This window comes from Amycolatopsis sp. cmx-4-54, from assembly GCF_046548895.1.
In the GTDB taxonomy this organism is placed as follows: domain Bacteria; phylum Actinomycetota; class Actinomycetes; order Mycobacteriales; family Pseudonocardiaceae; genus Amycolatopsis.
Genome location: NZ_JAEBEJ010000008.1, coordinates 184,328 through 196,423 on the forward strand (window position 1 = coordinate 184,328; position 12,096 = coordinate 196,423).

Annotated in this window: 10 protein-coding genes; 7 read left to right on the forward strand and 3 right to left on the reverse strand. The window is 68.4% G+C overall.

The features are described 5' to 3' along the window. Positions 1 to 34: 34 nt before the first annotated feature. Entirely contained in the window at positions 35 to 1,606 is a 1,572-nt protein-coding gene (locus ACLJQ7_RS26165; protein WP_410650810.1) for an alkaline phosphatase D family protein, read from the forward strand. A gap of 150 nt (positions 1,607 to 1,756) precedes the next feature. Here ACLJQ7_RS26165 and ACLJQ7_RS26170 read toward each other — a convergent pair whose 3' ends face one another. Both ACLJQ7_RS26170 and ACLJQ7_RS26175 read right to left on the reverse strand, forming a co-directional pair. After that, entirely contained in the window at positions 1,757 to 2,761 is a 1,005-nt protein-coding gene (locus tag ACLJQ7_RS26170) for a winged helix-turn-helix domain-containing protein (protein WP_410650811.1), read from the reverse strand. Positions 2,762 to 2,905: 144 nt separating this feature from the next. Continuing rightward, on the reverse strand, positions 2,906 to 4,066 hold the full coding sequence (locus ACLJQ7_RS26175; protein ID WP_410650812.1) for a glycoside hydrolase family 105 protein: 1,161 nt from the start codon (positions 4,064 to 4,066) through the stop codon (positions 2,906 to 2,908). A gap of 236 nt (positions 4,067 to 4,302) precedes the next feature. On the opposite strand from ACLJQ7_RS26175, the gene folP reads away from it, so the two are divergent. Then, on the forward strand, positions 4,303 to 5,169 hold the full coding sequence (folP, locus tag ACLJQ7_RS26180; RefSeq protein WP_410650813.1) for a dihydropteroate synthase: 867 nt from the start codon (positions 4,303 to 4,305) through the stop codon (positions 5,167 to 5,169). Here folP and ACLJQ7_RS26185 read toward each other — a convergent pair. Next, on the reverse strand, positions 5,166 to 6,686 hold the full coding sequence (locus ACLJQ7_RS26185) for a sensor histidine kinase (RefSeq protein ID WP_410650984.1): 1,521 nt from the start codon (positions 6,684 to 6,686) through the stop codon (positions 5,166 to 5,168). The two genes, folP and ACLJQ7_RS26185, sit on opposite strands and share 4 nt — an antisense overlap. 216 nt (positions 6,687 to 6,902) lie before the next feature. Between ACLJQ7_RS26185 and ACLJQ7_RS26190 the strand changes: the two genes are divergently transcribed. From ACLJQ7_RS26190 to ACLJQ7_RS26210, 5 genes are all read left to right on the forward strand, one after another. Continuing rightward, positions 6,903 to 7,961 carry an ABC transporter substrate-binding protein gene (locus ACLJQ7_RS26190; RefSeq protein WP_410650814.1) on the forward strand — a complete coding sequence of 353 codons (1,059 nt, stop codon included), beginning with the start codon at positions 6,903 to 6,905 and terminating at the stop codon, positions 7,959 to 7,961. A gap of 16 nt (positions 7,962 to 7,977) precedes the next feature. Beyond that, the gene (locus tag ACLJQ7_RS26195; protein WP_257488660.1) at positions 7,978 to 8,760 is read left to right on the forward strand and encodes an ABC transporter ATP-binding protein; all 783 of its coding nucleotides are present in this window, start codon (positions 7,978 to 7,980) and stop codon (positions 8,758 to 8,760) included. Then, entirely contained in the window at positions 8,747 to 9,640 is an 894-nt protein-coding gene (locus ACLJQ7_RS26200; RefSeq protein ID WP_410650815.1) for an ABC transporter permease, read from the forward strand. Before ACLJQ7_RS26195 ends, ACLJQ7_RS26200 begins: the two co-directional genes overlap by 14 nt. Positions 9,641 to 9,667: 27 nt before the next feature. Then, the gene (locus ACLJQ7_RS26205) at positions 9,668 to 10,684 is read left to right on the forward strand and encodes an iron-siderophore ABC transporter substrate-binding protein (RefSeq protein ID WP_410650816.1); all 1,017 of its coding nucleotides are present in this window, start codon (positions 9,668 to 9,670) and stop codon (positions 10,682 to 10,684) included. A 213-nt stretch (positions 10,685 to 10,897) separates the two neighbouring features. After that, entirely contained in the window at positions 10,898 to 11,830 is a 933-nt protein-coding gene (locus ACLJQ7_RS26210; RefSeq protein ID WP_410650817.1) for an acyl-ACP desaturase, read from the forward strand. Positions 11,831 to 12,096 lie beyond the last annotated feature (266 nt).

A 12,096-nucleotide genomic window follows, 5' to 3' on the forward strand; every position in this document is an offset into this window, starting at 1 on the left:
CCGTTCTTTCCCCACTTCGAAAGGTTGAATTTTCATGGGCCAGGTGAATCGGCGGGCGGTACTCCTCGGTGGGGCCGCGGCGGTTTCGGCGGCGGCGTTGTCGTCGACGGTGCCTTCGTGGGCGAACGCGAGAACACTGGCGGCGGCGCCCGCCATCCACGACCCGTTCCAGCTCGGTGTCGCCTCCGGTGATCCGTTGCCGGACAGTGTCGTGCTGTGGACACGGCTCGCTCCCGCCCCGCTGAACCCCGACGGTTTCGGCGGTATGCCGGACGCTTCGTACACAGTGGACTGGGAGATCGCGAACGACCAGGCGTTCTCCTCGATCGCGCAGAAGGGCGCCGCGACCGCGGCCCGCGCTTCCGGGCACAGCGTCCACATCGAACCGGTGGGGCTGGAGCCGGGACGGGAATACTTCTACCGGTTCAAGACCAGCGGCCACATCTCGCCGGTCGGCCGGACGCGGACCGCGCCCGCCGCCGGTGCCGCGGTGAACCAGCTGAAGTACTGTTTCTCCTCCTGCCAGCACTGGGAGGAAGGCTGGTACCACTCGTACAAGGGCATGCTCGCCGACAACCCGGATCTGGTGCTGTTCCTCGGCGACTACATGTACGAGCGGAAATCCGGTCGCGCCGCCGCCGACCGGAACCCGCGCAGGCTGGCCTTCACCGAGGACGTGACGACGCTCGCCCAGTACCGCGCGCGGCACGCCCAGCACAAGACCGACGCCGACCTCCAGAACGCGCACGCCATGGCGCCGTGGGTCGTGGTCTTCGACGACCACGAGGTGATGAACAACTGGAACAGCACCACCAGCCCGGCCACGGACGCGCGCAAGGCCGCCGGTTTCCAGGCGTTCTACGAGAACATGCCGATCCGGTCCACCGCCAAGCCGAGCGGCGCGTCGATCCGGCTGTACCGGCAGTTCGGCTGGGGCGACCTCGCCCGATTCCACATGCTCGACACCCGCCAGTACCGCAACGCGCAGGTGCCCGACCCGTCCGGTTCGGCGGGCCCGGCGTGCACCGACATGCGGTCGACGTCACGCAGCATCCTGGGCACGACGCAGGAGGCCTGGCTGCTGAAGGCGCTGGAGACGCATCCGGCGAAGTGGGACTTCCTCGGCCAGCAGGTCTTTTTCGCCACCCGTGACGGCGACGGCAACAAGGCGACCTGTGAGAGCCCCGATTCCTGGCAGGGTTACGAGGCTTCCCGCGACCGGATCGCGAAGGGCATCGTGGACCGCAAGGTGCCGAACCCGATCGTGCTGACCGGCGACGTCCACCGGCACTGGGCGGCCGATCTGCGCCGCGACTACTTCAACCACAGCGACCCGGTGTTCGGTTCGGAACTGGTGACGACGTCGGTCACGAGCAACAGCGACACCGCGACCGATCCGTCGTCGACGTGGCTGTCGAACAACCCGCACATCAAGTACTGCCGGGGAAAGCGCGGTTATGTCCGGGTGACGGCGTCGCAGACGCAGATGCGGGCGGACTTCATGACGGTTTCGGACACCAGCGAGTACGACTTCTCGAAGGTGGTCCTGGCCGCGGACCGTTCCTACGTCGTCGAGGCGGGGAAGCCGGGACTGCGGCGGGTCTAGTGGGGAGGGTGGCGAAAGCCACTTTCGAGACATCGAGTGTCCCGAAAGTGGCTTTCGGGATACCCGGGGGCGGCGGCGCGGGGGCAGCGTTGCGAAAGCCACTTTCGCAACCTTCAACGTTGCGAAAGTGGCTTTCGCAACGTGCCGGAGTCAGGACAGCAGATCCACCAGCGCGTCACCGCGAGGGGTCCGGACCACGAGGACCACCTGACCCTCGCGATGCCGCTGGATCAACCCCGCCGAGACCAGCTGTTCGCAGTGGTAGGTCGCGGTGCTCGCGGCACAGGACAGCAGATTCGCGATCTCACCCATCCGGGCGGGCTTTCCCAAGTGCCGCAACAGTTTCGCGCGGTGGGCGCCGACGACCAGGTCGAGTCCGTCGACACCGGGGGCCGATTCGGGCTTGCCACCGTCGAGCAGGCCGTCGAGTCCGGGCAGCGGGTAGCCGATCCAGACGGCGTCCTCTTCGTCGAAGTTGGCCACCACCGAGCGGCTGCCCGCGAGCATCGGGACGAGGATCAGTTTGCGGCCGCGGACGGTGTACTTCGCCGGCTCGGCGTCGGGCAGCAGCAGACAGCCGTTGCTGAACCGGAAATGGGGCCGCAGCAGGCCGAGCACCGCGTCGGTCCCGCCGCGGACCGACGCGACGCCGATCCGTTCGATCTCACGGTCGAGCAGGGGACGAGCCCGGCTCCAGAGATTTTCGGTCGCCAGCCTGGTCGCGGTGAAGGCGTCCGCGAGCGAGGCGGCCCAGCGTCTCGGATGGTCGGCGGCCTGCCGCCACTGCGCGGGCACTCGATCGCCGAAGACCTCTTCCAGGCCTTTCAGGACGTCGGATTCCGTCAGTTCTCGCAGCATTTCCGCCTGGGCCGCGGCGGAAGAGTCCTCGCCGGGACTGATCGGGACGATGAAGTCCGGTTGCACCGAGGTGCCGCGGCGGGCGAGTGAACTCGCCGCGAGGTATCCCTGCTCGGGGATCGCCGAACCGACCTGACGGCGGCAGACGGCGGGCAGGCCGCGGTCGTACCCGCCGACGACCTCGACGAGTATCGAAACCAGCGAGATGTGCGGGGAAACCGTCACACCGACCGGGATCGTGCTGGTGTCACCGAGTTCGAGCCGGGTATAAGAAGCCGGGGGCGGCGTCTCGCGCATCCGGTCGTCCCTCCTGGGAGTGGGCGTCGCAGCACGCGATGTTAGCGCCTCCGGTCAATACCCGGAATCCGGCCGGAAAACGGCCGAAGGGCGCTTTCCCCAGGTCGGAAGCGGGGAAAGCACCCTTCGGCCGGTGCGGCGACCTCAGCGGGCGAGTTGCTCATTCATGATGAGGAACGCGCCGAGACCGTGGAAATCGTTGGTGTTGCGTTTACGCGCGTAGTAATACGCCGTGTCGCCGACGTTGGTGCCTTCGGAGATGTTCGAGATATCGGTCAATCCTTCGGCTCCGATCGAAACCTGCGACAAAACCCCGCGATATCCCTTCGCGGCCACAGGCCGGTACTCGGCGCCGACGTAGCCGCGTTCCACCGCGCGGGAGAGGAGAAAGGTGTACATCGCCGAAGCCGAGGTCTCCAGCCAGTTGTCCTTGTCACCGCCCCGGTCGACGACCTGGAACCAGCGGCCCGAAGCCCGGTCCTGCCAGCGGGTGTATCCCGCGGCGAGGAATTTCACGACGTCGACGAGACGACGGCGGCGCGGATGGTCGCGGGGGAGGATTTCGAGGAGGTCGATCGCCGTCATCCCGAGCCAGCCGATCGCGCGGCCCCAGTGGAATTTCGAATGCCGTCCGGGACCCGACGCCCACGGTTCCGAGCCGTCTTCGTCGTAGGCGTGGTACAGCAGGCCCTTCGCGGGCTCCTTGAGCCGGTCGAAGTAGACGCTGACGTTCTTGGCGGCCTCTTCGTAGCAGTAGGCGGTATCGCCGAACGTCTTGCCGTACAGGGCGAGGAACGGCTGCGCCATGTACACGCCGTCCGCCCACAGTTGCCCGACCCTGCTCGTCGCGTGGAACATCCCGCCGTCGGACGTCCGGGGATAGGACGGGAACCGCGCGCGCAACTGATCCGCCGCCGTCTTGTACTTCGCCTGCCCGGTTTCGGTGTACAGCAAGGGGAACATCTGCCCGGAGCGCATCGCGTCCAGGTTGGTGAAATTGTTCGAGATCCCGCTCTCGGTGACGAACCGGTCGTACCACGCGAGGATGAAATCGAGGTAGGACTTCTCGCCGGTGCGCCGGTACACCAGGTACTGGCCGTAGAGGTAGAGGCCGCGGGTGTAGCCCCAGCCGCCGAGGGTGGCCGGGGTGTGCCGCTTCATCGTCGAATCGACGACGGCGCGCGACCAATCCACCGGCGCCGCCGCGGCCATACCGGGCAGGGCGAGCGCGCCGACGGCGCCCGCGGTTCCCGCCAGCACCGTGCGCCGGGAAAGCCGTGCCGCGCGAAGAGGATCTGGGGACATTCGAGGCCCTTCCTGCGCAGGGGAACCGGGGGAGTGAGTGGCCGGGGAGCCGATCCGTCGTCCGTCGCCATCCCGGCTGAACAACGTCTACTCGCGGCTTCGACGGCGAGTCAAGAGAGATCCGATCTCTTACGTCATATATCAGATACGCCACTCGAATGGGTGCTTCCGGTCGCCGGGACGGTCCCGGTGGGCGGTACTCACCGGCCGGGCGTCCGCTCGCCTACGATCGGTGCGTGAACGAGCTGACCTTCCGCGGGCGCCGCGTCGCCCGGGACCGCGCCCTGGTCATGGCGATCGTCAACCGTACCCCCGACTCCTTCTACGACAAGGGAGCGACCTTCTCGGATCCGGACGCGCTCGCCGCGGTCGACCGGGCGGTGGCCGACGGCGCGGACATCGTCGACATCGGCGGGGTCAAGGCAGGCCCCGGCGCGGAGGTCGACGTCGAGGAAGAGATCCGACGGGTGGTCCCGTTCGTCGAGCGGATCCGCGAACTGCACCCCGGCCTGGTGATCAGCGTCGACACCTGGCGTCACGAAGTGGGCAGGCGCGCGGCCGAGGCCGGCGCGGACCTGATCAACGACACCTGGGCGGGAGCCGATCCGCAATTGGCCGAGGTCGCCGCCGAGTTCGGCACCGGCTACGTCTGCTCGCACACCGGCAACGCCGTTCCGCGCACCCGCCCGTTCCGGGTGCGCTATCCGGACATCGTCGCGGACGTCGTCGCGGAGACCACCGCGCACGCCGAAGCCGTCGTCGCGCTCGGTGTCCCGCGTGCAGGGGTGCTGATCGATCCGACGCACGACTTCGGCAAGAACACGTGGCACAGCCTGGCACTGCTGCGGCACGCGCGGGAACTGGCCGACACCGGCTGGCCGGTGCTGATGGCACTGTCCAATAAGGACTTCGTCGGCGAGACGCTCGGCGTGGAACTCGCGGAGCGGGTCGACGGCACCCTCGCCGCGACGGCCTGGGCGGTGGCCGAGGGGGCCAAGGTGTTCCGGGTGCACGAGGTGCGGCGCACGCGGCAGGTGCTGGAGATGGTCGCGTCGATCCAGGGGACGCGGCCGCCGTCACGCGCCATCCGAGGGCTCGCCTAGCCGTTCAAGGGGATGACTGCTGAAACCGTGGTGCCCGAGCCGGGTTCGCTCGCGACGGTCAGTTCGCCGCCGAGCGCGCGGACCCGATCGCGGAGGCCGTGCAGCCCGGAGCCGCCGCCGATGTCGGCCGTGCCGGTGCCGTCGTCGTGGACGTCCACCCGCAGGCCGTCGTCCTCGACGCGGATGCACACGCGGACCTCCCCCGCCCGCGCGTGCTTCAAGGCGTTGGTGACCGCCTCCGAGACGACGAAATACGCCGTCGCCTCGACGGCACCGCTGAGCCGCGGCACGTCCGCGCCCGCGAGGTCGACGGCGAGCGGGACCCGGTCCAGCAGCGACCGGACCGCGGGGATCAGCCCGGCCTCGGTGAGGATCGCGGGCCGGAGCCCGCGCGCGAGCTCGCGTAGTTCGGTGACCGTGGCCTGCAGTTCGTCGATGGTGCTCCTCAGCAGTGTCGCGACGGCGGGAGTGAGTTCGCCCCCGAGCCGGCGCTCCGCCATCCGCAGCAGCAGGACGACGCTGACCAGGCGTTGCTGCGCCCCGTCGTGCAGATCCCGCTCGACCCGGCGCCGTTCGTCGTCGGCGGCGGCCACGATGCGGGCGCGGGAGGCCTGGACCTCGACGAGGCGCTCCTCCAGTTCCGCGGCGAGCCGCTGGTTGTCCAGCACCAGCCCGGCGGCCGCGTTGAGCGCGTCGATCGACCGGCTGTCCTTCCACACCTCGTCGTCCTGCACGAGCGCGGCCAGCCCGGTGCCGTCGCGTTCCAGCAGGAGCCGGATCATCTCCGCGTTGCCGACCCGCGCCCGCAGCACCCCGATCAGGAACGTCAGCGGCCACAGGCAGAACGAGATCCGGTAGACGTCCAGCAGCGGTTCGGAGAACGGGTGCCCGGAGCCGAGCGCGTTGCCGACCGTGGTGCTCAGCGCGCCGACCACGGCGATCGCGAGGACGGGGGAGAGCAGCCGCCGCTGCGGAATCCGCCCGGTGAGCCAGCGATAGAGCAGCACCACCACGACCCCGCCGCCGATCAGCGCGCCGACGAGCTCCAGCAGCCGTTTGACCAGCTGTTCGGCCTCCGGCGAGGCGGCGACCGCGGCGAGGTTCTTCGGATCGTCGTTGACCAGCAGGCCGAGGACGGCCGAGCCGAACACCACGGCGTACGCGGAGAGGGCGAGCACTCGTTCCCAGCGTGACCGGAGTTTCCCGTGCGGGAAGGCGAGCACGAGATGCGCGATCACCGGGCTGGACGCGGCGGACAGCGCCAAACCCGCCGTGTGCACCAGCGGCTGGCCGGCGAATTGCAGGTCCTCGGTGAACAACGCGAGCCCGGCCAGCGCGATGAGCAGGCCGATGGGGTTCGAGGCGCGGCGCACGTGCGCGACGGCGCCGGCGAGGAGGAAGAGGAACCCCGTCGTCGTGGACAGGGTGGTGTCGAGCACGGTGTGCGTGCCGTCGGCGATCTTGAGCGTCGACGCGACGACGCCCATGCCGATCCCGGCGGTCAGCACGCCCGCCATCGCGACGGTACGAGGGTGCGTCACCACTAAGCGTGATTCGCCCGTTCGGCCCGATCCGTTACACCGGTCCTGAAATGTGGAACAGGTGTTCCGTCTGGTGTCAAGGATTCTCAGCATCTTTCCCGTCATTCGGATGGCGATGCAGGTACGTGGGTGAACATGCGACTCTCGCGCCACCACCCGAGCCGAGTCGTACCTTCCGAAAGGCCACCTCCCGTGCGCACCCACCACAGAACCCGCTTGACGGCCGCGGCCTTCGCCGCCCTGACCTTGGCCAGTGGGATCGCCGGGTGTTCGCGTGCCGATCGGGGCACCGAAGTGGAGCAGAAGAGCCAGGGGGCCGCGGCCGAGGTGCGCGTCGGGTACTTCCCCAACGTGACGCACGCGCCCGCGCTGATCGGGGCCAAGAACGGCTTCTTCGCCAAGGAACTCGGCTCGACGAAGCTCACCACCCAGACGTTCAACGCCGGACCCGAAGAGGTCAACGCGCTGCTCGGCGACTCGCTCGACATCGCGTTCATCGGTTCCGGCCCGGCCATCAACGCCTTCACCAAGTCCAAGGGCGCCATCCAGCTGGTCTCCGGCGCGGTCACCGGTGGCGCCCAGCTGGTGGTGAAGCCGGAGATCACCGCGCCGGAGCAGCTCACCGGGAAGAACATCGCGACGCCGTCGCTGGCGAACACCCAGGACGTCGCGCTCAAGAAGTTCGTCGCCGAGAAGAAGCTGGCGGGAGTCAAGGTCACGAACCTCGACAACCCGAAGACGTTCGACGCCTTCAAGAAGGGTGAACTCGACGGCGGCTGGCTGCCCGAGCCGTGGTCTTCGCGGCTCGTGCTCGACGCGGGCGCGAAGGTCCTGCTGGACGAGAAGACGCTGTGGCCGGAAGGCAAGTTCCCGACCACGGTCGTGATCGTCCGCAGCGAGTTCCTGCAGCAGCACCCGGAGACCGTCACCGCCATCCTCAAGGGGGAACTCGCCGCCATCGAGTGGGCGAAGACCAACCCAGCCGAGGCGAAGAAGGTCGTCAACGGCGAACTCAAGGCGCTCGCGGGCAGCACACTGAGCGAGGCCGTACTCGACCGCGCGTTCTCCGGTATCGAACTCGGCATCGACCCGGTGGCGTCGACCTTCAGCCAGCTCGCGCAGGACTCGGTGACCGCGGGCGTGGTGAAGTCCGCGGTGGACCTCAAGGGGTTCGCCGATTTCGGCCCGCTCAACGCCGTGCTCTCCGAGCAGGGCAAGCCCGGCGTGAACGCGCCCGGGCTGACGAAGTGACCGGAGGGGATCAGCGATGACGACCACCTTGGAGCCCGGCCTGTCCACCGGTGTCGCCGTGCGCCTCGACGGGGTGCGGAAGGCCTTCGGGCCGACCGGCCGCGCCGTCGTGGCCCTCGACGGGATGGACCTGACGGTCGCCCCCGGCGAGTTCGTCTGCCTCCTGGGGGCCTCCGGCTGCGGCAAGAGCACCCTGCTGAACCTGGTCGCCGGCCTCGACCGGCCGACGTCCGGTTCGATCACGCTCGAGACCTCCCGGCCCGCGGTCATGTTCCAGGAGGCCGCGCTGATGCCGTGGCTGACCGCGGCCCGCAACGTCGAACTGCCGCTGCGCCTCGCCGGTTTCGGCCGGTCCGAGCGTCGCCGGAAGGCGGCCGAACTGCTCGAACTCGTCCGCCTCGGCGGCGCGGGCGACAAGCGGCCGCACGAGCTGTCCGGCGGGATGCGGCAGCGCGTCGCGCTCGCCAGGGCGCTGGCCGCGACCCTGCGCGTCGGCGGTGACCCGGAACAGTCGCTGCTGCTGATGGACGAGCCGTTCGCCGCGCTCGACGCCATCACCCGCGACGTCCTGCAGGGCGAACTTCTGCGCGTCTACCGCAGCACCGGCACGTCGGTGCTGTTCGTGACCCACGACGTCCGCGAGGCCGTCCGGCTCGGCCAGCGGGTCGTGCTGCTTTCGTCGCGGCCGGGCCGGGTCGTGCGGGAATGGCGCGACGTCCAGGCCTCCGACGCCGAAGAGCTGACCTTGGAGATCACCGGGCACCTCCGGGAGGTGATCAGTACCCATGCCGCGGCTTGACCGCCCCGAAACCGCGGCGGAAGACGCCGACGAGGCCGTCGGCGCGGGGCTCGACTCACTCGACACCCCCACCGGGGAACGCCGGGAAAGCCGGGGAAAGCGATTCTTGCGGGGCTTCGTGCCGCCGGTGGTCTTCCTGGCGTTGCTGGTCGCGCTGTGGCAGGCCTTGTGGGCGGCCGCGTTCTGGCCCGAGTCGATGCTGCCCGCGCCGCTCGCGGTGTGGGACGAACTCGTCGGCATCACCGTCGACGGTGAGATCTTCGAGTTCGTCTGGACGTCGGTGCACCGGGCCGCGCTGGGCTTCCTGATCGGCGTGGTCATCGGGACGCCGCTCGGCCTGCTGGTGGCGAAGGTCAAGATCGTCCGCGCCGCCGTCGGCCCGTTCCTGACCGGGCTGCAAAGCCTTCCGTCGGTGGCGTGGGTGCCCGCGGCGATCCTGTGGTTCGGGCTGAACGACGCCTCGATCTACTTCGTGGTCCTGCTGGGTTCGGTCCCGTCCATCGCGAACGGTCTCGTCTCGGGCATCGACCAGATCCCGCCGATCCTGCCGCGCGTCGGCCAGGTGATGGGGGCGAACCGGCTTTCGTCGGCGCGGCACATCCTGCTGCCCGCCGCGCTGCCCGGCTTCCTGGCGGGGCTCAAACAGGGCTGGGCGTTCTCGTGGCGTTCGCTGATGGCCGCCGAGCTGATCGCGCTGTCCCCGGCGCTGGGCAAGGGACTCGGCGCGTACCTGAACGAAGGCTCGTCGTTCAACAGCATGGAAGGCGTGATCTCGGCGATCTTCCTGATCCTGCTGGTCGGCGTCGGCATCGAGCTGGTGGTGTTCCGGCCGCTGGAACGGTCGGTCCTGCGTGCCCGTGGTCTCACCGCATCCCTATAGGACTTTGGCCAGGCTAGCCTTACCGGCATGTCCGTTACCGGGGTGCGGGTCAAGGCGAGCTTGACCGCGCTGATGATGTCGTTGCTGGTGGCCGGTTGCGGTTCTTCGCAACCGGTCGACGAGACCTTGGTGCCGCCGGAGGCCAGGGGCACCTTTCCGGTGACCGTCGAGCACAAATACGGGTCGGCGACGGTCGAGAAGCAGCCTTCGAGGATCGTCACGCTCGGCCTGTCCGATCACGACGCCGTGCTGGCGCTCGGAATCCGGCCGGTCGGCGCCGTCGACTGGTTCAAGGAGCGGCCGTACGGGAAGTGGCCGTGGACCCAGGCCCGCTGGGGCGACAAGCAGCCGGAGATCGTCGGCGAACGGGACGACTTCAACTTCGAGAAGATCGCCGCGCTGAAGCCGGACCTGATCCTCGCCCAGTACAGCGGGATGAAGAAGGAGCAGTACGACAAGCTCTCGCAGCTCGCGCCGGTCGTCGCGCAGCCGCCGAAGTACGAGGACTACGCGGCTCCGTGGCAGGAGATGACCCGGATGGTGGGCCGTGCGCTGGGGGTGCCGCAGAAGGCCGACGAGCTGATCGCCGGGATCGACCGGCGGTTCACCCAGGCGCGGGCCGAACACCCCGAGTTCGCGAAGCTGACGATGGTCGTCGCCGACACCTTCGAGGCGGGCAAGTTCTCCGCGTTCACCACGACCGACCCGAAGATGATCTTCATGACCGAGCTGGGCTTCCGGCCGTTCGAGCCGGTGAAGGCGTTGAGCAAACCGGAGAACAACGTCGTCGAGGTCTCGTCGGAACGGTTCGACCTGTTCGACGCGGACCGTCTCGTGTGGCTGAACTCCGACGTCAACGCGGAGAGTCGGGTGCGGGCCGATCCGGTGTACCGGAAGCTGAAGGTGTCGGCGGAGAAGCGGGATCTGTTCATCACCTACGAGGATCCGCCGGTCGGGGCGGCGATCTCGTTCAACACCGTGTTGAGTATCCCGTACGCGATCGAGCAGCTGGTGCCGAAGCTGGTGGCCGTCCCCGGCTCCTGAGCCCGCGACGTCCCGATTCCTTCAGGGAAGGCCAGACGTTGCGAAAGCCACTTTCGCAACCTTCAACGTTGCGAAAGTGGCTTTCGCAACACCCGTTCTCACCCTGTACCCGGCCCCTCCTGAGCGTTCACCTTCCGAAGGTGGCAAACCTACGACACCGTAAGTTACGGTGTCGTAGGTAGGCGTTTTCCGTACCCTGGAAGGACGAGACGCATGGCGGTCCCCGAAACCACCCGGCTGATGCTCGAGCTCGAGGGGACGGTGGAGGAGAACCTCAACCGGCATCTCACGGTCGCCAAGGAATGGATGCCGCACGAGTATGTGCCCTGGGACGAGGGCCGTAACTTCGCCGACCTCGGCGGCGAGGCGTGGGACCCCGAGCAGTCGCGGGTGTCGCCGATCGCGCGGACGTCGTTGGAGGTCAATCTCCTCACCGAGGACAACCTGCCGAGCTACCACCGCGAGATCGAGCGCGCCTTCGGCCGCGACGGCGCGTGGGGCACTTGGGTGCATCGCTGGACCGCCGAAGAGGGCCGCCACGGGATCTGCATCCGCGACTACCTGCTGGTGACGCGCGCGGTGGACCCGGTCGAGCTGGAGCGGGCGCGGATGCAGACCATGGAGGCCGGGTACGACAGCGGCGACAAGGAGCTGCTGAACGTCTTCGCGTACGTGTCCTTCCAGGAGCTGGCGACGCGGATTTCGCACCGCAACACGGGGAAGTACACGCAGGATCCGCTGTGCGAGAAGCTGCTCGCGCGGGTCGCGATGGACGAGAACCTGCACATGCTCTTCTACCGGAACCTGGTGCAGGCGTCGCTGGAGCTTTCACCCGACGCGATGATGCGCGCCATCACCGACGAGGTCGTCCAGTTCCAGATGCCGGGCGCGGTGATCCCGAGCTTCGTGCGGAAGGCCGCGCTGATCGCGAAGGCCGGCATCTACGACCTGCGCATCCACCACGACGAGGTGATCTGGCCGCTGCTACGGCAGTGGAGGATCTTCGAGCTCGAAGGCCTCGGCGAGGTGGGGGAGAAGGCGCGGGACGAACTCGACCAGTTCCTGAAGGCCCTCGACACGCAGGCTTCGCGCTTCGAAGAACGTCGCGCGGCCGCTGAAGCCCGCGCCGCCGCCCGCCACGCGTGATCCGCCCTCCGTCACGCGAGTTACGCCCCCAATCACGCGACTTACGCCCCCAATCACGCGAGTTACGCCTCCAGTCACGTGAGTTACGCCCCCAATCACGTGAGTTGCGCCCCCAATCACGCGTGTCCCGCCGGACGACACGTGTGATCACACGGACGACACGTGTGATCAGGCGGACGACACGCGTGATCAGACGGCCAACTCACGTGTCGGCCATCTGATCACGCGCGTCGGCCATCTGATCACACGTGTCGTCCATCTGATCA